Genomic DNA, 22,324 nt, shown 5'->3' with positions numbered 1-22,324 from the left:
GATCGTCTCATGGCTGTTTTGCGTTTTCTTGCGACCGCGGGTGCCTGCGCCACCGCCGCGCTGGCGATCGGCCAGTTCATGGAAAGTGGTGTGTCGCGCGCCTCGGCGACGCCGGTCGAGCTTCCGCAGACCTTTCCCGAACCGCCCATCCTGATCGGCTCCTTGCCCGACAGCCCGCCTCTCGCTGCCGCGGCCTTCGACCGGCCGGTGCCGATGCGCGCCCCGGTGCCGCTGGCGCGCTTGTCGGTGCCGCGCGGGGAGGGTTGCGGCCTGTCACTGTCGGCCGAGCCGCGCCCCGGCGCGATGGCCGCTCTGCAACTCAAGGCCCCCTGCGCGCCCATGGCCCGCGTGATGCTGCGCCACCAAGGGCTGACCGTGACCCTGCTGACCGACGGGGATGGCCGGGCCGAGGCGCTGTTTCCCGCCCTTTCGGCGCAGGCCGTGTTCATGGCCGAGGCCGGTGGCAAGACCGCCATCGCCTCCGTCGATCTGCCCGACATGCAGGAGTGGCAGCGCGTGGCGCTGCAATGGCGCGACAGCGACGGGATCTCGCTGCATGCGCTGGCGCCGGGCGGCAGGCCCGGCGGCGCGGGCGATCTGAGCCTCGATGCCCCTGCGGACTCTACTACGGACTCGGGCACGGGCGCCGTCATGGTAGCCTTGGGCCATGCCGCCGCGCCCGAGGCGCATCTGGCGCAGATCTACAGCGCGCCGGTCGGCGAAACGCGCGGCCTGCGGGTCGAGATCGAGGTGACGGCGGAGAATTGCGGCACGCCAATGCAGGCCGAAATGATGCGCAGCGACGGCAAGGGCGGTCTGGCCAGCCTCGACCTTGAGGTCACGCTTCCGGGCTGCGATGCGCTGGGCGAGCTTCTCGTCTTGCAAAACCTTGAGCCGGGGCTGACACTCGCGTCGAGATGACGCTCAGAAAACCCGCCTTTCCCCCGATCTTCAAGACGTTACGCCGCGCCGCCTTGGGCGCGGTCCTCGGATGCGCGCCGCAAGCTCTCGTGGCGCAGGAGCCGGATCGGGAGGTGCGGCTTACCTCGCGCTCGGGCACGCTGAACCTCACCGGAAGCCTTCTGGGCTATGACGGACGCTACCTGCGGATCGCCACCGAACATGGCGAGCTGACGCTGCCGCTCGCCGGTGTGACCTGCGAGGGCGCGAGCTGCCCCGACCCGGATGCTTGGGTGCCCGAGTTGCGGCTTTCGGGCGCGGCGCGGCTGGGCGAGCTGGTGCTGCCCGCTCTGGTCGAGGGTTATGCCCGCGCCCAAGGCTGGGAGCCCGAGCGCGTCGAGTCGCATGAGGGCCACGCGCTCTACAGCCTCGCCCTGCCGCGGGAGGCGGGGGAGGCCGAGGAGAAGCTGCGGGTCTCGTTTCGCCTGACCTCGACCGAGGACGGTTTCGCCGATCTTCTGGCCAACGAGGCCGATATGGCGATGGCCGAGAGGTTGCTCGACACCGAGGAACTGTCGCTCGCCCGCGACGCGGGATTGGGTCGGCTCGACGCGCCGGGGCGGCTGCAACTCGTGGGGCTCGACGCGCTGGTGCCGGTGGTCGCGCCGGGACGGCGGTTGCAGGCGCTGTCGCTGTCGCAGCTATCACGGCTTTTCGCGGGCGAGATCACCGATTGGTCGCGTCTGGGGGAGGTGGCGGGGCCGGTGCGGCTGCATCTTGAGGCCGAAACGAGCGGGCAGGCGCAGGGCTTTGAGACACTGGTGCTGGAGCGCATGGAGCGCAGCCTGTCGGCCGAGGTGGTCCGCCACACGGATGCCGACGCGCTCGCCGCCGCCGTGGTCGCCGATCCCGGCGCGATCGGCATGCTGCCCTTTGGACGGCTGGGTGCGGCGCAGCCACTGGCCCTGACCGGGCCTTGCGGGTTGCGCGGCACGGCTCGGCCCGAGAGCGTCACCACGGGGGATTTCCCGCTTACCCTGCCCTTGGTGCTCTATCGCCCCATGCGCCGCCTGCCGGAAGCGGCGGAAGCGTTCCTCGCCTGGATCGCCACGAGCGAGGCGCAGCTCGTGCTGCGCCGTGCCGGGGTCACCGGTCTCGCACCGATCCCGATCCCGATCGAGAGCCAGGGCGGACGCATCGCCGGGGCGGTACTCTCGGCGGGCGGCGACGTGGCGTTGGAGGATCTGCATCGGATGCTGCGGGTGCTGGGGTCGCGCCAGAGGCTGTCGACGACCTTCCGTTTCGAAGCCGGAGAGACCGCCCTCGACGCGGTGTCGCGCTCGCGCGTGGTGCAGCTTGCCCAAGCGATCCGCGACGGGCGCCACAGCGGCGAATCGCTGCTGCTGGCGGGCTTTTCAGATGGGCGCGGCGGCCCGGTGGCCAATCATGACCTGTCGCTCGAGCGTGCCGAGGCGGTGCGGGCAGCGGTGCTGTCTCTCTTAGGCGGCGAAATGCCGTCCGGTGCCTCGCTCGAGGTCGCGGCCTTTGGCGAAGCGATGCCCATGGGCTGCGACGACACCGAGACCGGGCGCGGCATCAACCGCAGGGTCGAGCTTTGGGTCGCGCCCTTGCGCTAAACGGCTTCTGTCGGCGACCCTTCAAAGCAGCCCCTCCGTGCGAAAGCTCGTTTCGCGCGATTTGCCGATCACGAGATGGTCGTGCAGCGTGATGCCGAGCGCCCGCGCCGCCGCCTCGATCTGCCCGGTCATGACGATATCGGCCTCCGACGGCGTCGGGTCGCCCGAGGGGTGGTTGTGCACGAGGATCAGCGCCGAGGCGTTCAGCTCCAGCGCCCTCTTGACCACCTCACGGGGATAGACCGGCACATGATCGACAGTGCCGCGCGCCTGCGCCTCGTCGGCGACGAGCACGTTGCGCCGGTCGAGAAACAGCACCCGGAACTGCTCGGTGTCGCGATGCGCCATCACCGTGCGACAGTAGTCGAGCAGCGGCTCCCAACCCGACAACACGGGCTGCGCGATGACCTTCGCGCGTGCCATGCGGTGCGCGACGGCCTCGACCACCTTGATCTCGGTGAGCACGGAGGGACCGACGCCGTCGATCTCGCTCAGCCGAGGGGGCGGGGCAGCAAGCACCCGGTTGAGATCGCCGAAGGCGTCGATCAGGCGGCGGGCCAGCGGTTTGACGTCCTGCCGCGGGATGGCGCGGAACAAAAGCAGCTCCAGCAGCTCGTAATCCGGCATGGCGTCGGCCCCGCCCGAGAGGAACCTCTCACGCAGGCGGCGGCGGTGATCGGCCATGTAGGAGGGAACGCGCCCCTTGGGCAACGGCGCGACATCGGCCACCTCGTCGCGGGCGAAGGGCAGAGGACGTTCAGCGAAGGAAGGATCGGAAACCATGCCCGCGAGTGTTTCGCGGGCATGGTTAAAACGGGCTTAAGAGTTTCAGCCCTTCATCGAATCCCAGAACCCCTTCACGGCGGAGAAGAAGTTCGAGCTTTGCGGATTGTTCTTCTCGCCGAGTTCGTCGAACTCCTTGAGAAGATCGCGTTGCCGCGCGGTGAGGTTGACCGGCGTCTCGACGGCGAGCTCGATGAACATGTCGCCGCGCTGGCCACCGCGCAGGGCGGGCATACCCTTGCCGCGCAGGCGCATCTGCCGACCCGACTGGCTGCCTTCGGGGATCTTCACGCGGGACTTGCCGCCATCGATGGTCGGCACCTCGATGTCGCCGCCCAACGCCGCCGCCGCCATGGAGACGGGCACGCGGCAGTAGAGATCGTGGCCGTCACGCTTGAAGAGCTGGTGTTCGGCCACATCGATGAAGATGTAGAGATCGCCCGACGGGCCGCCACGCAGCCCCGCCTCGCCCTCACCGGCAAGCCGGATGCGGGTCCCGGTCTCGACGCCCGCGGGGATGTTGACCGAGAGGGATTTCTCCTTCTCGACGCGGCCCGCGCCCTGACAGGCCCGGCAGGGGTCCTTGATGATCTGACCGATGCCGTTGCAGGTCGGGCAGGTGCGCTCGACCGTGAAGAAGCCCTGCTGCGCGCGCACCTTGCCCATGCCCGAACAGGTCGGGCAGGTGGCGGGTTCGGAGCCGTCGGAGGCGCCCGAGCCCGAGCATTTGCCGCAGGTGACGGAGGTGGGCACCGTCACGGTCTTTTGCATGCCCGCGAACGCGTCTTCGAGATTGATGCGCAGGTTGTAGCGCAGATCGTTGCCGCGCGCGGCCCGGCTGCGGCCGCCGCCGCCGCCGCCGCGCTGGCCCATGAAATCGCCGAAGAGATCGTCGAACACGTCCGAGAAGGCCGAGGCGAAGTCGCCCTGACCGCGGAAGCCGCCCGCACCGCCGCCCGGACGCGCACCCATGCCACCTTCGAAGGCGGCGTGGCCATAGCGGTCATAGGCGGCCTTCTTGTCGGCGTCCTTGAGCACGTCATAGGCCTCGTTGGCGGCCTTGAACTGCTCTTCGGCATTGGGGTTGTCGGAGTTGCGGTCGGGGTGAAGCTCCTTCGCCTTCTGGCGATAGGCCTTCTTGATCTCGTCGGCGGACGCGCCCTTGGAGACTCCGAGCGTTTCGTAATAGTCGCGTTTTGCCATAGGATCGTCCTGCCTTTCGGAAACGGAAAGGAGCCGGCCCGGTCAGCGGGCCGGCTCCTTGGACCAGAGCTTGCGCGGCGCCTCAGCGGCCCCGCTTGTCGTCGTCCAGATCCTCGAAGTCGGCGTCCACGATGCCGTCATCGTCGTTGTCACGCGGCTTGTCGCTCTCTGCGGGCTCGTCTTCACCGGCCTCGGCCTGACCGGCCTTGTAGATGGCCTCGCCCAGCTTCATCGCCGCCTCGGAGACGTTCTGGATGCCCGAGCGGATCTTGTCAGGGTTGTCGCCCTCGACCTCGTCCTTGAGCGCGGCCAGCGCCAGTTCGATCGCCTCGATCGTGGTCGGGTCGACCTTGTCGGCATGCTCTTCCATCGACTTCTCGGTCGAATGGATCAGGCTCTCCGCTTGGTTCTTGGCCTCGACCAGATCACGCCGCTTCTTGTCGCCCTCGGCGTTCTCCTCGGCCTCGCGGACCATCTTCTCGATGTCCTCGTCGGTGAGACCGCCGGACGCCTGGATGGTGATCTTCTGCTCCTTGCCGGTGCCCTTGTCCTTGGCGCTCACCGACACGATGCCGTTGGCATCGATGTCGAAGGTCACCTCGATCTGCGGCATGCCGCGCGGTGCGGGCGGGATGTTCTCGAGGTTGAACTGGCCCAGCATCTTGTTGTCCTGGGCCATCTCGCGCTCACCCTGGAAGACCCGGATCGTCACCGCGTTCTGGTTGTCCTCGGCGGTCGAGAAGATCTGGCTCTTTTTGGTCGGGATCGTGGTGTTGCGGTCGATCAGGCGGGTGAACACGCCACCCAGCGTCTCGATGCCCAAGGACAGCGGCGTCACGTCGAGCAGCACCACGTCCTTGACGTCGCCCTGCAGCACGCCGGCCTGGATCGCAGCACCCAGCGCCACCACCTCGTCGGGGTTCACGCCCTTGTGCGGCTCCTTGCCGAAGAACTTGGTCACCTCTTCCACGACCTTGGGCATGCGGGTCATGCCGCCGACAAGCACGACCTCGTCGATCTCCGAGGTCGAGATGCCGGCATCCTTGAGCGCAGCCTGGCAGGGCTTCATCGAGGCCTTGATCAGGTCACCCACGAGGCTTTCGAGCTTGGCGCGGGTCAGCTTCATGACGAGGTGCAGCGGCGTGCCGGTCGAGGCGTTCATCGAGATGAACGGCTGGTTGATCTCGGTCTGGGTCGAGCTCGACAGCTCGATCTTCGCCTTCTCGGCCGCTTCCTTCAGGCGCTGCAGCGCCATCTTGTCGGTGGTGAGATCGGCGCCATGCTCCTTTTTGAACTCCTGCGCGAGGTAGTTCACGATGCGCATGTCGAAGTCTTCGCCACCGAGGAAGGTGTCGCCATTGGTCGACTTCACCTCGAACAGGCCGTCGTCGATCTCGAGGATGGTCACGTCGAAGGTGCCGCCGCCGAGGTCATAGACGGCGATGGTCTTGGCGTCTTTCTTGTCGAGGCCATAGGCCAGCGCGGCGGCGGTCGGCTCGTTGATGATGCGCAGCACTTCGAGGCCGGCGATCTTGCCCGCGTCCTTGGTCGCCTGACGCTGGGCGTCGTTGAAGTAGGCAGGAACGGTGATGACGGCCTGCGTCACTTCCTCGCCAAGATAGGACTCGGCGGTCTCCTTCATCTTCTGGAGCGTGAAGGCGGAGATCTGCGACGGGGAATACTTCTCGCCCTTCACCTCGACCCAGGCGTCGCCATTGCCGCCGTCCACGATGTTGTAGGGGACGAGCTTGCGGTCCTTCTCGACCGCGGCGTCCGACATGCGGCGGCCGACGAGGCGCTTGACCGCGTGGATGGTGTTGGACGGGTTGGTGACGGCCTGCCGCTTGGCGGGCTGGCCGACCAGACGCTCATCGTCGGTGAAGGCGACGATCGACGGGGTGGTGCGGGCGCCTTCCGAGTTCTCGATCACGCGGGGCTGCGAGCCATCCATGATCGCGACGCAGGAGTTGGTGGTCCCGAGGTCGATGCCGATTACTTTAGCCATGTTCAAAACCCTCTAGCTCTAGGCGGTTTTCCGGTGCGGACCCGTTGAGGCATCCGCCCCGGACAGGAATTTTGCGGCGAGACGAGCCCGCCGCGGATCACTGGGCTATATAGGGAGGGCGTTTTCGGGCTGCAACTGGCAGCGATGGCCGAGACGCGCCATTTTGCCACCTCGGTGGAACCGAACGGGGAGACGGCGCATGGAAGCGGAGGAGATCGACCTGCGGGGGGTGCGGGTGCTGCCGGGCTTTCTGGGGCCCGACGCGCAGGCGGCGATGGTCGCCGATCTGCGCGAGGTGGCGCGCGCCGCCCCGGTAATGCGCCCGGTCACCCGGCGCGGCCCGATGAGCGTGCGGATGACCTCCGCCGGCCGGCTGGGCTGGGTCGCGGATCGGCGCGGCTACCGTTACGAAGAACTGCACCCCGAAACCGGCCGCCCCTGGCCGTCGATTCCGCAAAGCGTCCTGGCGGTCTGGCGCGCGGTGTCGGGCACGGATGTCGATCCCGACAGCTGTCTCGTGAACCTCTACCGCGAGGGGGCGAAGATGGGCCTGCATCAGGACCGCGACGAGGGGGATTTCTCCTACCCGGTGGTGTCGATCTCGCTTGGCGACGAGGCGCTGTTCCGGGTGGGGTCGGTCGAAAAGGGCGGCAGGACCGCCTCGATCTGGCTGCGCTCGGGCGATGTCGCGGTGATGGGCGGCGCGGCGCGGCTGGTGCATCACGGCATCGACCGGCTGCGCGAAGGATCCTCGACGCTGATCACGGGGGGCGGGCGGATCAACGTCACGCTCCGGGTGGTGCGTTAACGCCCGGCGCTCCAACTCGCGGAGGCGCGCTTGCGAGTGAAGAACTCGGCCATCATGCCGACAGCCACCAGAATCAGCCCGATCCAGAGCGGATAGAGAGCCGAGGTGAAATGCGGCGTGTAGTTGAGGAATATGTCGCCCCGCGCCTGATCGATCGCGTGAAACAGCGGGTTCCAGTCGAACACCGAAAGCATGTAGCCCGGAAGCGTGTTGGCCACGAACATCTTGCCGCTCGCGATCATGTTGACGCGCGAATAGACCGAGACGCCGATGGTGGTGAACTCGGGCAGCCATGGCTTGATCGCCATGAAGATCATGCCGACGCCGACACCCGAGAACCACGCCACCAGCAGCATCCCCATCGCGCCCACCGGGTCCTCGATCACCACCGGCGTCACCAGCACGTGGTAGAAGAACAGGATCACCAGAAGCGACAACAGCTGGATGTAGAGCGAGCCCAGCGCCGCCGCCGAAATGGTCACGGCGGTGTTGAGCGGCGCATGCTTCATCATCGAGGAGGCGGGGCCGTCGGCCTTGACCACCGCGCCCACGGCCTTGGTGTGGATCAGAAACAGGAAGATGCCCGACATCAGATAAAGCAGGAAGTCGCCCCGAAGCCCGGCGCCGCGCGCGCCGATCAGCGTGAACATCAGATAGAAGGCGAGCACGAAGATCACCGTCTGGACGATGTTCATCAACAGCCCCGCAAGCGCATTGCGGTGATCCTTGCGGATCTCGCGCACGGTGGAGTGATAGATCAGTTCGGCCAATCCGGCCGCGCGTCGGCCCGTGCCGCGGGGGCGCTCGCCTTGGAACATCTGACCTCGCTCTGCGACCGGGTTCCGCGACCGGCGGACGGGTGACGAATTTCTTGCCGATCTCCGGACGGGATACCATAAGGAGATCGCTCCGACCTATCAACATCGCATGAAGCGGATGGCGATTTCGGGGCGGTACAAGGTCAAAGGACGGTTGGTGATATGGATTTCGACAGGCTGACGCAGGTGATGCGCAAACTCGCGATCGAGGCGGGCGAAAAGATCATGGAGATCTATGACGGTCCCGATTTCGACGTGCGTGCCAAGAGCGACGACAGCCCCGTCACCGCTGCCGACGAGGCCGCCGACGCGCTGATCTCGGACGGGCTGCGCGCCGCCTTCCCCGAGATGCCGCTCGTCACCGAGGAGCAGTCCGACAGCCACGGCCAGAGCGTTTCGACCTTCCTGATCGTCGATCCGCTCGATGGCACCAAGGAGTTCGTGCAGCGCCGCGGCGACTTCACCGTCAACATCGCCCTCGTCGAGGACGGCCAGCCGACGCGCGGCGTGGTCTATGCCCCCGCCAAGGGGCGCCTGTTCTACACCGACGCCTCGGGGGTTTCGGTCGAGGAGCAGGGCCCGTTCGACGCGGACACGCCCGGCGCCACCGCGCCGATCAATGTCTCGACCCCCGACGCGGCGCTCCGCGTCGTCGCCTCCAAGAGCCACCGCGACGCCGCCACCGACGACTACATCGGCAAATACGAGGTCGCCGACATGAAGAGCGCGGGCTCCTCGCTCAAGTTCTGTCTCGTGGCGACGGGCGAGGCCGACATCTATCCGCGCCTCGGGCGCACCATGGAGTGGGACACGGCGGCCGGTCACGCGGTGCTCGGCGGCGCTGGCGGCAAGGTCGTGCGCTTCGACGATCACACGGTGCTGGGCTATGGCAAGCCGGGCTTCGAGAACCCGTTCTTCATCGCTTACGCCCCCGGCGTGGATCTGGCCAAGCCCTGATGTCGGTGCTGATCGTCATCCCCGCGCGCTACGCCTCATCCCGCTATCCGGGCAAGCCGCTGGTCGAGCTGACCGGGGCGACGGGGGAGGCGCGCAGCCTGATCCGCCGCTCCTGGGAGGCGGCGATGCAGGTTTCCGGCAACCCGCGCGTCGTCGTCGCCACCGACGACGACCGGATCCGCACCGCCGCCGAGGCCTTCGGCGCGGAGGTGGTGATGACCTCCGAGGCCTGTCGCAACGGCACCGAACGCTGCGCCGAGGCCTATGACGCGCTGGGCGGCGGCTTCGAGATCGTGGTGAATCTGCAAGGCGACGCGCCGCTGACCCCGCCATGGTTCGTGGAGCGTCTGATCGAGGATCTGCGCGATCACCCGGTGGCCGAAGTGGCGACGCCGGTTCTGCGCGCCGATGCCGCGGCGCTCAAGGGCTTTCGCGAGGATCGCCGCGCGGGCCGGGTCGGGGGCACCACGGCGGTGTTCGGCACCGACAATACCGCGCTCTACTTCTCCAAGGAGGTGATCCCCTACACCGGGCGCGACGATTATGCCGACGAGGAGGCGACGCCGGTGTTCCACCATGTCGGGGTCTATGCCTACCGCCCCTCGGCGCTGGCCGCCTATGGCCGCTGGCAGCAGGGGCCGCTGGAGACGCTCGAAGGGCTGGAGCAGCTGCGCTTTCTCGAACGCCGGGTGCCGATGCTCTGCGTCGAGGTCGAGGCGCGCGGGCGGCAGTTCTGGGAGCTGAACAACCCCTCCGACGTGCCGCGCATCGAGGCGATGCTCGCCGAGATGCAGGTGGCGTGACGCCGATCCGCGTCAGCGTCGTCATCGCCAGCCGCGGGCGCCCCGATGCGCTGCGGCTGTGCCTGACGGCGCTGTCGCAAAGCCGCCACCCCGCCTTCGAGGTCGTCGTCGTCACCGATGCCGAGGGGCAGGCGGCGCTGGCGTCCTGGGGCGACCGGATTCGGGTGCGCCGCTGCGACGAGGCCAATATCGGCCGCGCGCGCAACATCGGCATTGAGGCGGCGGCGGGCGAGGTGGTGGCCTTTCTTGACGACGACGCGCTGCCCGAGCCGGGCTGGCTCGCGGCGCTGACTGCTCCGTTCGAGGACGAAACGGTGGCCGCGGCGGGCGGTTTCGTGCGCGGCCCCGGCCACTTCGGCTGGCAATGGCGGGCGCGCGCGGCCTTCGCCGACGGCAGCTGTCGCGATCTGGTGCTCGAGAGCGATGCGCCGATCGTGCTGCGCGGCAGGCTCGGGCGTGGCATCAAGACCGAGGGCACCAACATGGCGGTGCGGCGCGGCGTGCTGACCGCGATGGGCGGCTTCGATCCGGCCTATCGCTTCTATCTCGACGAGACCGACCTGAACCTGCGGCTCGCGGCCATGGGCGCGCGCACCGCGATCGTGCCGCAAGCGCAGGTGCATCACGGCTATCTCGCCTCGCCCCGCCGCCGCGACGACCGGGTGCCACGCGACCTGTCCGACATCGGAGCAAGCCTCGCGGTGTTCCTGCGGCGCCACGGCGCGCGGCTCGACGGCAATGCCCGGATCGAAGCCGAGCGCATGGCCCAGAAGCAGCGGCTTTTGCACCATATGCAATGGGGCCGGATCGCGCCGGGGGATGTGGGACGCCTCATGGCAAGCTTCGAGGCAGGCGTATCCGAGGGACGGCTCAGACCGCTGGAGCGGCTGGTGCCGCTCGACGAGCCGCCGCCCGCCTTCTCGCCGTTGCGCGACATCGGCTCCGCGCTGCCCTCGGTCTGGCTCTCGGCGCGGCCCTTCACCGCGCGCGCGCAGATGGCCGAGGCGGTGCAGATCGCCGGGCGCGGCCATGTCGTGACGCTGCTGGTGCTGTGGCCCGATGCGCGCCGCCACCGTATCCGGTTCGACCCGCGCGGCGTCTGGGTGCAGTCGGGCGGGCTGTTCGGCCCGTCGCTGCCCGGCGATCCGGCGTTCCGGCGCTGGCGTTTTGCCGAGCGCGCCGCCTTCGAGGAGGCGCGGCAACGTACGCATCGCGACCCTGAGGGGGCGAGAATTGATGAGATGACGCCATCATGATAGGAACGTCTTGCGGTTGTTCACGGTTGTTGCGAAGCAGATCGCAAAGGTTTTCAAGCGGGCGCCTTCTCCCCGATGCGCCGCGAACAAAGGATTCAGGTAGATGACGACACGTGTGACCAAGGCCGTATTTCCCGTGGCAGGACTTGGGACGCGGTTCCTACCGGCCACCAAATCCGTTCCCAAGGAAATCATGACGCTCGTCGACAAGCCGTTGATCCAATACGCGATCGACGAGGCGCGCGCCGCCGGTATCGAGGAGTTCATCTTCGTGACCGCGCGCGGCAAGTCGGCGCTTGAGGATTACTTCGACCATGCGCCCGAACTGGAAACGCGCTTGGCCGAGGACGGCAAGGACCAACTGCTCGACGTGCTCAAGTCGACCTACATGCCGTCGGGTGCCATCGCCTATATCCGGCAGCATCAGGCGATGGGCCTCGGCCACGCGGTCTGGTGCGCGCGCAACCTGATCGGCGACGAGCCCTTTGCGGTGATCCTGCCCGATGACGTGATCGCCGCCGAGAAGCCTTGCCTGCAGCAGATGGTCGAAGCACATCGCGAGACCGGTGGCTGCATGGTCGCGGCGATGGAGGTGCCCAATGAGCGCACCTCTTCCTACGGCGTGCTCGATGTCGAGGCCGGGCAGGGCGACACGATGAAGGTGCGCGGCATGGTCGAGAAGCCCAAGCCCGCCGACGCGCCCTCGAACCTCGCGGTGATCGGGCGCTACATCCTGTCGCCGCAGGTGATGCAGCATTTGAACGCGAACGAGCGTGGCGCGGGTGGTGAGATCCAGCTCACCGACGCGATCGCCAAGGAGATCGGCACCGAGCGCGGCGTTTTTGGGCATCGCTTCTCGGGCGAGCGCTACGATTGCGGCTCCAAGGCGGGCTTCTTGCAGGCGACCGTGGCCTTCGGCCTCGCGCGCGATGAGCTGCGCGACGAGTTCGGCCAGTATCTCCACGAGATGATGGCGATCCGCAACGCCGCGCAATGACCGGCGCTTGACCCCACCGACCTCGCTGATCCTCGACCTGACGCGGCTGGCCAGCCGCGCCGGGCGCATGGCCACCGGCGTCGACCGGGTCGAGAGGGCTTGGCTCAGCGCCTGCCTCGCGGATCCCCGGCCTGTTCTCGGCCTGCTGCGAACGCCTGTGGGTTTCGCGCTGCTCGACCGGGCCGGCATGCAGAGGTTCGCGCGGGCGTTCGATCATCATGATTGGGGCCGTGCAGGGCCGGTGGCGATGCTGTTCCGGCGGCTCGACCCGGCCCGACGCGCGGCGCAGGGGCGGGTGCGCGCGCTCGCCGTGGCACGCGTTTCGCGGCGCGGTCTGACGGGGATGCTGCGCCGATGGCTGCCGCCGGGGGCCGTCTATCTCAACACCGGCCACGCCAATCTCGACAACCGGGTGATGCGCGCCTTGCACGGCGCGGGGGCGCGCGTCGTCGTGCTGGTCCATGACACGATCCCGCTCGATCTGCCGCAGGCGGCGGGACCGGGCAGCGTCGCGCGCTTTGGGCGGCGGCTCGATGTGGTGGCGCGCCACGCCGACCGGGTCGTGGCCACCGCGCGGGTGACCGCCTCGCGGATCGAGGCGCGGCTGGCCGAACGGGGGCGGGTGCCGCCGATGGTGGTGGCGCCGCTCGGGGTCGCTCCGGCCCGACCCGATCCTGCCGCGCTGCCGCCCGATATCGACCTCGTCCGCCCCTACATGGTGGTGCTGGGCACCATCGAGCCGCGCAAGAATCACGCGCTGCTGCTCGATGTCTGGGAGCGGCTGGGCGATGACGCGCCGCGCCTCTTCATCTGCGGTGCGCGCGGCTGGAACAATACGGAGGTCTTTGCGCGGCTCGACCGGGGCGTGCCGGGGGTGTCCGAGATGCCGGGCCTCTCGGACGGGGCGGTCGCGGCGTTGCTGGGCGGCGCGCGGGCGCTGTTGTTTCCCTCGCTGGCCGAGGGCTACGGCCTGCCGCCGCTCGAAGCGCAGGCCTTGGGATGCCGCGTGATCTGTGGCGATCTTGCCATCTGCCGCGAATTGCTGGGCGACGCCGCCGTTTACTGCGACCCGGCAGACCGCTACCAGTGGGAACAGGTGATCCGGGCGCATGCCGCGCCGCCCCGCCTGCCGCCACCGCGCGTCCTGTCGCCAAGCTGGGCGGCACATGTGGAGCGCGCGCTCGGGGGGCTTTGATCGGCCACCGGGCCGGGGAGACGGACGCTTGAAGGCCTGGCAGACCTACCGGCTGAGATTGCAGCGCAAGAGATGGCGCCTTCGGGCGCTGCGCAAGCGGCGCGAGTTGTCCTGTGTCGTCGATCGAAGCACGCAGATCCGCCCCTCGGACATCCTCGTCTTCACCACGCTGCGCAACGAGGCCGCCCGGCTGCCGCATTTCCTCGACCATTACCGGGGCATGGGCGTTTCGCATTTCTTCATGGTCGACAACGGCAGCGATGATGGCGGCGTGGCGTTTCTGGCCGAACAGCCCGACGTGTCTCTGTGGCGCAGCGACGCGAGCTACAAGCGCGCCCGATTCGGGGTCGATTGGCTCAACTGGCTGATGCGCTGCCACGGCCACGGCCACTGGTGTCTGACCGTCGATCCCGATGAGCTGCTGATCTATCCCTTCTGCGACACGCGGCCGCTCGCGGCGCTGACCGACTGGCTCGACGCTTCCTCGATCCGCAGCTTCGGGGCGATGCTGCTCGATCTCTACCCCAAGGGGCCGATCGGCGCACAGCCCTTTGCGGCGGGCGACGACCCGCTCGAGACCGCCTGCTGGTTCGATCCGGGCAATTACAGCATCTCGCGCAATGCGCTCTACGGCAATTTATGGATTCAGGGCGGGCCGCGCGCACGGATGTTCTTTGCCGACATGCCCGAGCGTGCGCCCGCGCTCAACAAGATCCCGCTGGTGAAATGGGACCGCCGCTACGCCTATGTCAGCTCGACCCACATGCTGCTGCCGCGCGGGCTCAACCTCGTCTATGACGAGTGGGGCGGCGAGAAGACCTGCGGCATGCTGCTCCATACCAAGTTCCTCGACGGCTTTGGCGACAAGGCCCGCGAGGAGCTGCAACGGGGTCAACATTACGCCGCAAGCGCCGAGTACAAGGCCTATGCCGCCGGTCTGGAGGCGGACCCCGAACTGTGGTGCCGATGGAGCGAAAGATACATCAACTGGCGGCAACTCGAGGTGCTGGGCCTGATGTCGCGAGGCAACTGGGCGTGAGCCTCGGCGTCGTGATCCTCGTGCACAACGCGCTGGGCCGCGCGGAGGAGGTGATCCGGCACTGGGCACTGTCAGGCTGCCCGGTGGTGGTGCATGTCGACAGCGCCATGCGCCGGTCGCGGTTCGAGCGGTTGCGGGCGGGTTTCGACGACATCTCCGACCGGGTGCTGTTTTGCGACCGGCACCGCTGCGAATGGGGCGGCTGGGGCATGGTGGCGGCGACGCAGTCGGGCGCGCGGCTGATGCTCGACAGCTTCGCCTCGGTCGAGCATGTCTATCTCGCTTCCGGCTCCTGCGTGCCACTGCGCCCGGTGGCCGAGCTTACCGCCTATCTCGCCGCGCGCCGCGACACCGACTTCATCGAGAGCGCCTGTGTCGCCGACGTGCCATGGACCGTGGGCGGCCTCTCGGAGGAGCGGTTCACCCTGCGCTTTCCGTTTTCGTGGAAGCGGCAGCGCTGGGCCTTCGACCGCTACGTGGCGCTGCAGCGGCGTCTGGCGGTGCGGCGGCGCCTGCCGGAGGGGCTGGTGCCGCATATGGGATCGCAATGGTGGTGCCTGACGCGCGCGACGCTGGAGGCGATCCTGTCGGACCCGCAGCGCCCGGCGCTCGACCTCTACTTCGCCCGGGTCTGGATCCCCGACGAAAGCTATTTCCAAAGCCTCGCGCGCCGCTGGTCCACGCGGATCGAAAGCCGGTCGCTGACCATGGCCAAGTTCGATTTTCAGGGCAAGCCGCACCTGTTCTACGACGATCACCTGCCGCTGCTGCGCCGTTCGGAGTGCTTCGTCGCGCGCAAGATCTGGCCCCGGGCGCAGGCGATCTATGACGAGATGGCGGCGGGCGGGCATCCGGCGGGCATGGCCGAACCCGCGCCTGCGCGGATCGACCGGGTCTTTGCCCAAGCGACGGAGCGGCGGGTGCATGGCCGTGCCGGTCTCTACATGCAAAGCCGCTTGCCCAACGAGGGGTGGGAGAATGGCTTTACCGCTGCGCCCTACGGCGTGCTGCAGGGCTTTGCCGAGCTGTTCGAGGGCTTCGAGGGCTGGTTCGCCCGCGCGAGCGGCGCCACCGTGCATGGTCATCTCTTTGCCCCCGAGGTCGTGGCCTTCGAAGGCGGCGGCGCGCCGTGGCGCGGGGTGCTGTCCGACAGCGCGGCGCTGCGCGATCACGACGCACGGCGGTTTCTCACCAACCTGATCTGGAACGGGCGCGGCGCGCGTCAGGTGTTCCAGTTCGGCCCGCGCGACAGCCAGCATGTAAGCTGGGACATCGCCAAGGACCCCAATGCGCGGATCGGCGTCATCTCCGGGGCCTGGGCGGTGCCGCTGTTTCGCTCGGGGCGGCCCCTGGCCGAACTGCGCGATACGGCGGCGCGACTGCAAAAGACCGAGGCCGATCATCTGGGCGCGCTGCGCTCACCCTATGCCAAGGCGCGGATCAGGATCTGGACGCTGGCCGAGCTTCTGGAGGCCCCCGCCGAGGCGCTGGCGCAGATGCTCGCCGATATCGCGCCGCACCACATCGGCGCGCTGCCCGACCCGCCGCCGATGCTGCCGCTCGACGGGTTCGGCGGGTTCCTGCAGGAGATGCGCAACTTGGGCATGCATCCCTACCTGACCGGCGACATCCCTGCCGGGCCCGCGCCCCGTCCCCGTCGTTCCGCCCCCAAGCCCTATCTGGTGAGCCGCCCCAATGCCTGACTTCGACAGCTTCGTGGTGCTCGCCGAGATGCGCACCGGTTCGAACTTCCTCGAAAGCAATCTCAACGCGCTCGACGGCGTGACCTGCCACGGCGAGGCCTTCAACCCGCATTTCATCGGATCGCCCAAAGACGCGCCGATCCTCGGGGTGGACCGGGCCGTGCGCGACGCGGCGCCGCTCGACCTGCTGGCCCGGCTGCGCGCGGCGCCGGGGCTGCACGGGTTTCGCTACTTCAGCGATCACGACCCGCGCCTCTTCGCACCGCTGATGGAGGCGCCGCGCATCGCCAAGATCGTGCTGACCCGCAACCCGGCCGAATCCTACGTTTCGCACCGCATCGCGGCGGCGACGGGGCAGTGGAAGCTCACCGATGCGCGCCATGCGCGGGCCGAACGCGTGGCCTTCGACGCCACCGGCTTCGAGCGGCATCTGGAGCGCCTGCGGCAGGCGCAGCTACGTATCATGGGCGCGTTGCAGCGCGGTGGGCAGAGCGCCTTCTATATCGATTACGACGACCTTCAGGATCTGGCCGTGCTCAACGGTCTGGCCGCTTGGCTCGGCGTGCCGGCGCGGCTGGAGGGGCTCGATCGCAGCCTCAAGAAGCAAAACCCCCAAAGCCTCGCCGAGAAGGTGGAGAATTTCGACGAGATGCGGGCGGCGCTGGCGCGGATCGACCGGTTCGATCTGGGTCGCACCCCCAATTTCGAGCCGCGGCGCGGCCCGATGGTGCCCAGCTACATCGCGCCCGCGCAGAGCGGCCTGTTGTGCCTGCCGCTCAAATCCGGGCCGGAGGCGGCGCTGCGCGGCTGGCTCGAGGCGCTCGATGGCGCGCCGCTGCGCCGGGACTTCACGCAAAAGACGCTGCGCACGTGGCAGGGCGCGCATCCCGGTCACCGCAGCTTCGCGGTGCTGCGCCACCCGGTGGCGCGGCTGCACGCCGCCTTTTGCGACCGGATCCTCGACCGGGGGGCGGGCGGTTTCCACGAGATCCGCGAGACGCTGCGCCGCCGCTACGACCTGCCGATTGCGTCCGAGGCGGCGGGCCCCGACCCCGATCCCGCGCATCACCGCGCCGCCTTCGCCGCCTTCATCGGTTTCGTGAAGGCCAATCTGGCCGGGCAGACCGCGGTCCGGGTCGATGCAGCCTGGGCCAGCCAGAGGATGCTGTTGCAGGGGATCGCCGAGTTCGAATGTCCCGACGCGATCTTGCGCGAAGACGAGCTTGGGCAGGCGCTACCAAGGCTGGCCGCGCATGCGGGGCGTGAGGCGCCGCCATGGACGAATGCGAGCGACCCGCACGAAGACGCCCTCGTCGCGATCTATGACGCGGATATCGAAGCGGCGGTGCGGGCGGTCCATGCGCGCGATTACGCGCGGTTCGGATTTGCGGATTGGCGGCCGCTGCGCAGCTGAGCCGGGCTATCGGGCAGGAGTGGCGTCCGAGGCGTCAAGCGGCCTGAATCGCGGGGCCTTCGGTCAGGATCGCATGCAGCGTGCCAGCCTCGGCGTTGGAGCGCAGCTTCTGGCAGGTGGCGGTGTCGCGCAGCGTGCGCGACACCAGTGCCAAGGCCTTGAGATGCTCGACGCCGCTGCCATCGGGGGCGAGCAGGCAGAACACGAGATCCACGGGCTGACGGTCGATCGAATCGAATTCGAGCGGCTTGTCGAGGCGGATGAACAGGCCTTGCACCCGGTCGAGACCGCCGAGTCGCGCATGCGGCAGCGCCACGCCATGGCCGACGCCGGTGGGGCCGAGACCCTCGCGTTCGAGCAGCGCCTCGACCACGCGCGCGGGCGTCAGATCATAGCAGGTCTCCGCGAGATCCCCGAGGTCCTGAAACAGCCGTTTCTTGGAGCTGGTCGAAGCCAGCATCTTGACGCCGTCCACCGGAAGGATCTCGGAAATCTGCATATGGAGTCCCCTGTCTGCGAGGCGGGCTCGGAGAGCCAGGATCTGGCGCCCTCCTAGCCGATGTTACGCGGGTCGATCCACCCGAAATTGCCATCGTCGCGCTTGTAGACGACGTTGATCCCGCTGTGCTTCTCGTTGCGGAACACCAGCACAGGGGAATCCGTCAGTTCGAGTTGCATCACGGCTTCACCGACCGAGAGTTCGGGAATCTTCGATTCCATCTCGGCGACGATCATCGGGGCGAGGCTGTCCTGCTCGGTTTCGTCACTGTCTCCTGACGCGGCGAGGATATAGGAGCCCGCGAGGGATTGTTCAACCGGGTTTGCGCGGGCCTTGTGGTGGTCCTTCAGCCGACGCTTGTAGCGGCGCAGCTGTTTGTCCATCTTCTCGCAGCAGGCGTCGAAGGCGGCATAGATCTCGTTGGCGCGGCCCGAGGCCTGCGCGGTGAGGCCGGTCGACAGATGCACCACGGCTTCGCAGACATGTTCATGGCCCGAACGCGAGAACACGACATTGGCGTCGGTCGGACGACCGGCGTATTTGCCCAGCGTCACGCCAAGCTCGGTCTGCACATGGGTCTGCAGCGCCTCGCCGATCTCGATCTGTTTGCCGGTGATCTGGTAGCGCATGGACATCTCCTTCAGGGGCGCGGCTCGGCCCTGCGCGCGCGAGGCGGGCAAGGGGTCCGGGCCGGCAGGGGGTGGGGATGGGCAGCGGCCCCGCCCTCCAAGTGTCGTCCGGCCCGTCGCGTCGGAGCCGTCCGTACCTGTGGACAAGAGTGGTCGGTCTGCGTCATCGAGTCCCATCTCGCCCGATCGCGGCCCCGCTTGTCAACGCCGCCGTTGCGCCGCATTCAACTGATCCGGAAGCCCTGACCAAGATAGACGCGGCGCACGTTCTCGTCGCGGACCACCTCGTCGGTGGTGCCCGACATCAGCACGCGGCCGTCATGCAGGATATAGGCGCGATCAACGATTCCGAGAGTCTCGCGCACGTTGTGATCGGTGATCAGCACGCCCAATCCGCGGGTCTTGAGTGCGGCCACGAGATCGCGAATGTCGCCCACCGCGATCGGATCGACGCCGGCGAAGGGCTCGTCGAGCAGCACGTAGCGCGGATTCGCGGCGAGGCAGCGCGCGATCTCGACCCGGCGGCGTTCGCCCCCAGACAGCGCCAGCGCCGGCGCGCGGCGCAGGTGTCCGATCGAGAAGTCCGACAGCAGTTCCTCGAGCCGTTCGCGCCGCGAGGTGCGGTCGGGCTCGGCGATCTCGAGCACGGCGAGGATATTGTCCTCGACGTTGAGGCCGCGAAACACCGACATCTCCTGCGGCAGGTAGCCGATGCCCAGGCGCGCTCGGCGATACATCGGCAGAAGCGTCGCGTCGCGCCCGTCGATCGTCACCTGCCCGCCCTCGGGGCTCACCAGACCGGCAATGGAGTAGAAACAGGTGGTCTTGCCCGAGCCGTTGGGCCCTAGAAGCGCCACCACCTCGCCGCGGTCGAGATGCAGCGACACGTCGCGGATCACCGGGCGCTTGCGGTAGCTCTTGCGCAGGCCGGTGACCCGCAGCCCCCCCGATCCGGGCGTCAGGTCGAGGGCGGGGCGGTCGCTCATTGCGCGGGCTCGATGACGCTGCGCACGCCGCCCGTGAGCTGCGCGGTGCCTGCCGCGAGGTCGATCTCCATGCGCTGCGACGACAACGCCGTGCGCCCTTGGGTGAGCAACACGTCGCCGATGAGGGTCAGCGTACCGCCGGAGATGTCGTAGACCGCGCTCTCGGCTTCGGCGGCCTCGGTCGCGGTGACGAAGGTGACGCCGCCCTCCGCCTCGAGCCGGGCGATCTCGCCGGTGGCCTCGTCATAGACCACCTCGACCGTGGCGGCCGAGATCTTCATCTCGCCCTGACCGATCAGCACGTCGCCCTCGAAGGTGGCGCGCCCCGTGGCCTGATCGACACTCAGGCTTTCGGCGGTGACCTCGACCGGGGCCGAGGGGTCGGCCGCGAGGCCGCCCAAGGCCATCTGCGTCTGGGCCATGGCGAGGCCGGGCAACAGCAGCCCCGTGAACAGGGCGGCAAGGGCGGTGGTGCGGATCATCGGCTCTCTCCTCGGCTTGCGGGATCATATAGCAGCCGCACGCCATCGGAGAACACCATGCGCGGCGCGGTCCCCTGCGGCATCTCGGTGCGCATCGCCCCGGCGGTGAGGCGGCCGAAGGGGCCGTCGACCGTGATCGCGCCGGTGGAGACGACGCGGCCGGTGCCCAGATCGGCTTCGAGCATCGGCGTTTCGACATCGTAGCCCATCGAGGTTGCGATCGAGACCGGCCCGTCGAACCGCAGCCGCCGTGCCTCGGCGTCGATCCCGCCGGTCGCGGCGCGCATTTCGATCCGGGCCCCGTCCGGGGTCTCGACCACGCCGCGCGGGGTGTCGATCGCATAGATCCCTTCGGCCTGCGGCCGCACCGTCGCCGCCTCGACCGAGATCGACGCGCCGTTTTCGGCGGTGCCCGCAAATCGCGGCGCGCTGACCCTTTGCTCTTTGGCTATGGCCTCGATTTCGGCAAAGGGGATCTCGCTGGGTCCCTGTGGGGCGCGCGCGATCAAAAACAGCGTCGAGAGCAGCACCAGCCCAAGCACCGGCAGCAGCACCTTGGCGCGGCCGATGAACCGCGAATAGGCATTGTCGCGCGCGTGCATCAGGCCACGCCGGCCCGCAGGCAGTCATGGATGTGCAGGATGCCGAGAGGGCGGCGCGCGGCATCCTCTTCGTCAACCACGAACAGGCAGGTGATCTTGCCCGCGTTCATATGTGCCAGCGCCTCGGCGGCGAGCGCGTCGGGCCGGATGGTGCGCGGGCGCGGCGTCATGACCTCGCCGGCGCGATGGTCGAGAAGCCCCGACATGTGCCGCCGCAGGTCGCCATCGGTGACGATTCCCGCGAGCCCGCCATCCTCATCGACGACCCCCACGACGCCGAAGCCCGCGCCGGTGATCGTCAAGAGCGTGTCGGACATCGGCGCGTCGAGCGTCACCAGCGGCAGTTCGGATGCGCCATGCATCAGATCGCGCACCCGCGCCAGCCGTGCGCCGAGCTTGCCGCCGGGATGAAAGGCGTGGAAATCGGCCGCCGTGAAGCCGCGGCCGCGCATCAGGGCGATTGCGATCGCGTCGCCCAGCGCCAGCGTCATCGTGGTCGAGGTGGTGGGTACAACGCCGATGCCGCAGGCCTCCGGCAGGGCGGGGAGCGCGATCGCGATGTCGGCCTGTGTCATCAGTGTGCTCTGGGGCCGCGCCGCCACGCCGATCAGCAGAATGCCGAATCGCCGCGTATGAGCCACGAGATCCGCCAGTTCGGGCGTCTCGCCCGAGTTCGACAGCACCAGCACCACGTCGCCCTTGGAGATCATGCCCAGATCGCCATGGCTCGCCTCGGCGGGGTGCACGAAGGACGCGGGGGTGCCGGTCGAGGCGAGGGTGGCGGCGATCTTGCGCGCGACATGGCCCGATTTGCCCATGCCCGAGACGACCACCCGCCCGGTGGCGGCGCGGATCGCCGCGACGGCGGCCGTGAAGCCGCCATCGAGCCCGCGCGCGAGCGCCGCGAGACCGGCGGCCTCCTCGGCGATCACCTGCCGCGCGATCTCCAGATCCCTCGCGGGCTGATCCGCGTCGCCCATCTCAGTGCGCGAAGATGTCGGCATCGGGCCAGCCCGCGAGGTCGAGGGCGGCGCGGGTGGGCAGGAAGTCGAAGCAGCTCTGCGCCAGTTCGCGGCGCCCCTCGCGTTCGAGCTTGGCGTCGAGCGCGGCCTTGAGGCGGTGCAGGTGAAGCACGTCCGAGGCGGCGTAGTCGAGCTGCGCATTGGTCAGCTCTTCGGCGCCCCAGTCCGATTGCTGCTGCTGCTTGGAAATATCGACGCCGACCAACTCCTGCAGCAGGTATTTCAGCCCGTGCCGCTCGGTGAAGGTGCGCACCAGCTTGGAGGCGATCTTGGTGCAGTAGACCGGTGCGGCGGTGGCGCCGAAGGCGTGCCGCATCGCGGCGATGTCGAATCGGCCGAAATGGAACAGCTTGAGCACCTGCGGATCCTTGAGCAGCCGCACGAGGTTGGGTGCTTCGTTCTGGCCGGGCCGGATCTGGATCATGTGGCAATGCCCGTCGCCGCCCGACATCTGCACAAGGCAGAGCCTGTCGCGGATCGGGTTGAGGCCCATGGTCTCGCAATCGATGGCCACGACGGGACCGAGATCGAGATCGTCGGGAATATCCTGCTGGTAAAGGTGGTTCGCCACGATGTCCTCGCTGTT

General features: G+C 68.3%; 22 protein-coding genes. 11 read left to right on the top strand and 11 right to left on the bottom strand.

All coding sequences use genetic code 11. The features are described 5' to 3' along the window. The first annotated feature begins 9 nt into the window (after window positions 1-9). A complete protein-coding gene (locus ACJASC_RS02755; protein ID WP_415143354.1) occupies window positions 10-921 on the top strand; it encodes a hypothetical protein in 912 nt (303 codons plus the stop codon). Further along, the gene (locus ACJASC_RS02750; protein WP_415143352.1) at window positions 918-2,537 is read left to right on the top strand and encodes a phosphate ABC transporter substrate-binding/OmpA family protein; all 1,620 of its coding nucleotides are present in this window, start codon (window positions 918-920) and stop codon (window positions 2,535-2,537) included. Before ACJASC_RS02755 ends, ACJASC_RS02750 begins: the two co-directional genes overlap by 4 nt. Before the next feature lie 21 nt (window positions 2,538-2,558). Here the strand turns inward: ACJASC_RS02750 and radC are convergent, their stop codons facing one another. The 3 genes from radC to dnaK all read right to left on the bottom strand — a co-directional run bounded on the left by radC (window position 2,559) and on the right by dnaK (window position 6,528). Beyond that, a complete protein-coding gene (radC, locus tag ACJASC_RS02745; protein WP_415143350.1) occupies window positions 2,559-3,320 on the bottom strand; it encodes a RadC family protein in 762 nt (253 codons plus the stop codon). Between the two features lie 45 nt (window positions 3,321-3,365). Then, window positions 3,366-4,523, bottom strand: coding sequence for a molecular chaperone DnaJ (dnaJ, locus tag ACJASC_RS02740; RefSeq protein ID WP_415143348.1), 1,158 nt, complete (start codon window positions 4,521-4,523; stop codon window positions 3,366-3,368). 82 nt (window positions 4,524-4,605) lie between these two features. Next, on the bottom strand, window positions 4,606-6,528 hold the full coding sequence (dnaK, locus tag ACJASC_RS02735) for a molecular chaperone DnaK (protein ID WP_415143346.1): 1,923 nt from the start codon (window positions 6,526-6,528) through the stop codon (window positions 4,606-4,608). Between the two features lie 199 nt (window positions 6,529-6,727). On the opposite strand from dnaK, the gene ACJASC_RS02730 reads away from it, so the two are divergent. Then, the gene (locus tag ACJASC_RS02730; RefSeq protein ID WP_415143343.1) at window positions 6,728-7,336 is read left to right on the top strand and encodes an alpha-ketoglutarate-dependent dioxygenase AlkB family protein; all 609 of its coding nucleotides are present in this window, start codon (window positions 6,728-6,730) and stop codon (window positions 7,334-7,336) included. Here the strand turns inward: ACJASC_RS02730 and ACJASC_RS02725 are convergent. Next, window positions 7,333-8,154: an ABC transporter permease gene (locus ACJASC_RS02725; RefSeq protein WP_021692858.1), complete on the bottom strand. Its 822-nt coding sequence runs from the start codon at window positions 8,152-8,154 to the stop codon at window positions 7,333-7,335. The genes ACJASC_RS02730 and ACJASC_RS02725 overlap by 4 nt on opposite strands. A gap of 162 nt (window positions 8,155-8,316) precedes the next feature. Between ACJASC_RS02725 and cysQ the strand changes: the two genes are divergently transcribed. From cysQ to ACJASC_RS02685, 8 genes are all read left to right on the top strand, one after another. After that, on the top strand, window positions 8,317-9,111 hold the full coding sequence (gene cysQ, locus ACJASC_RS02720) for a 3'(2'),5'-bisphosphate nucleotidase CysQ (RefSeq protein WP_415143340.1): 795 nt from the start codon (window positions 8,317-8,319) through the stop codon (window positions 9,109-9,111). Further along, entirely contained in the window at window positions 9,111-9,914 is an 804-nt protein-coding gene (locus ACJASC_RS02715) for a 3-deoxy-manno-octulosonate cytidylyltransferase (protein ID WP_021692860.1), read from the top strand. The genes cysQ and ACJASC_RS02715 overlap by 1 nt, the downstream gene beginning before the upstream one ends. Continuing rightward, complete coding sequence (locus ACJASC_RS02710) at window positions 9,911-11,170, top strand: glycosyltransferase family 2 protein (RefSeq protein ID WP_415143337.1); 1,260 nt, start codon at window positions 9,911-9,913, stop codon at window positions 11,168-11,170. The genes ACJASC_RS02715 and ACJASC_RS02710 overlap by 4 nt, the downstream gene beginning before the upstream one ends. A 103-nt stretch (window positions 11,171-11,273) precedes the next feature. After that, a complete protein-coding gene (gene galU / locus ACJASC_RS02705) occupies window positions 11,274-12,167 on the top strand; it encodes a UTP--glucose-1-phosphate uridylyltransferase GalU (RefSeq protein ID WP_415143335.1) in 894 nt (297 codons plus the stop codon). Window positions 12,168-12,174: 7 nt separating this feature from the next. After that, window positions 12,175-13,362 (top strand): glycosyltransferase, encoded by a 1,188-nt coding sequence (locus tag ACJASC_RS02700; RefSeq protein ID WP_415143333.1) that lies wholly within the window; start codon window positions 12,175-12,177, stop codon window positions 13,360-13,362. 28 nt (window positions 13,363-13,390) lie between these two features. Beyond that, window positions 13,391-14,401 (top strand): glycosyltransferase family 2 protein, encoded by a 1,011-nt coding sequence (locus ACJASC_RS02695; protein WP_415143331.1) that lies wholly within the window; start codon window positions 13,391-13,393, stop codon window positions 14,399-14,401. After that, window positions 14,398-16,104 carry a DUF5927 domain-containing protein gene (locus ACJASC_RS02690; RefSeq protein ID WP_415143329.1) on the top strand — a complete coding sequence of 569 codons (1,707 nt, stop codon included), beginning with the start codon at window positions 14,398-14,400 and terminating at the stop codon, window positions 16,102-16,104. Before ACJASC_RS02695 ends, ACJASC_RS02690 begins: the two co-directional genes overlap by 4 nt. Further along, window positions 16,097-17,518, top strand: a complete 1,422-nt coding sequence (locus tag ACJASC_RS02685; protein WP_415143327.1) for a nodulation protein NodH — start codon at window positions 16,097-16,099, stop codon at window positions 17,516-17,518. Before ACJASC_RS02690 ends, ACJASC_RS02685 begins: the two co-directional genes overlap by 8 nt. A gap of 34 nt (window positions 17,519-17,552) precedes the next feature. On the opposite strand, the gene ACJASC_RS02680 is transcribed toward ACJASC_RS02685, so the two are convergent. From ACJASC_RS02680 to ACJASC_RS02650, 7 genes are all read right to left on the bottom strand, one after another. After that, entirely contained in the window at window positions 17,553-18,017 is a 465-nt protein-coding gene (locus ACJASC_RS02680; RefSeq protein ID WP_021692867.1) for a PTS sugar transporter subunit IIA, read from the bottom strand. 53 nt (window positions 18,018-18,070) lie between these two features. Then, entirely contained in the window at window positions 18,071-18,646 is a 576-nt protein-coding gene (hpf, locus tag ACJASC_RS02675) for a ribosome hibernation-promoting factor, HPF/YfiA family (RefSeq protein WP_021692868.1), read from the bottom strand. A gap of 224 nt (window positions 18,647-18,870) precedes the next feature. Then, window positions 18,871-19,632, bottom strand: a complete 762-nt coding sequence (lptB, locus tag ACJASC_RS02670; protein WP_021692869.1) for an LPS export ABC transporter ATP-binding protein — start codon at window positions 19,630-19,632, stop codon at window positions 18,871-18,873. Next, window positions 19,629-20,114, bottom strand: a complete 486-nt coding sequence (locus ACJASC_RS02665) for an LptA/OstA family protein (RefSeq protein WP_415143324.1) — start codon at window positions 20,112-20,114, stop codon at window positions 19,629-19,631. Before ACJASC_RS02665 ends, lptB begins: the two co-directional genes overlap by 4 nt. Beyond that, window positions 20,111-20,716 carry an LPS export ABC transporter periplasmic protein LptC gene (gene lptC / locus ACJASC_RS02660; protein WP_415143322.1) on the bottom strand — a complete coding sequence of 202 codons (606 nt, stop codon included), beginning with the start codon at window positions 20,714-20,716 and terminating at the stop codon, window positions 20,111-20,113. Before lptC ends, ACJASC_RS02665 begins: the two co-directional genes overlap by 4 nt. Then, a complete protein-coding gene (locus ACJASC_RS02655) occupies window positions 20,716-21,720 on the bottom strand; it encodes a KpsF/GutQ family sugar-phosphate isomerase (RefSeq protein WP_415143320.1) in 1,005 nt (334 codons plus the stop codon). The genes lptC and ACJASC_RS02655 overlap by 1 nt, the downstream gene beginning before the upstream one ends. Further along, a complete protein-coding gene (locus tag ACJASC_RS02650) occupies window positions 21,698-22,309 on the bottom strand; it encodes a ribonuclease D (protein WP_415143318.1) in 612 nt (203 codons plus the stop codon). The genes ACJASC_RS02655 and ACJASC_RS02650 overlap by 23 nt, the downstream gene beginning before the upstream one ends. Window positions 22,310-22,324 lie beyond the last annotated feature (15 nt).

This window comes from Limimaricola cinnabarinus (genome assembly GCF_047631075.1).
GTDB classification, from domain to species: Bacteria; Pseudomonadota; Alphaproteobacteria; order Rhodobacterales; family Rhodobacteraceae; genus Limimaricola; species Limimaricola cinnabarinus.
Note: the sequence above shows the minus strand (reverse complement) of the source record. Positions and strands in the feature narration are given on the sequence as shown.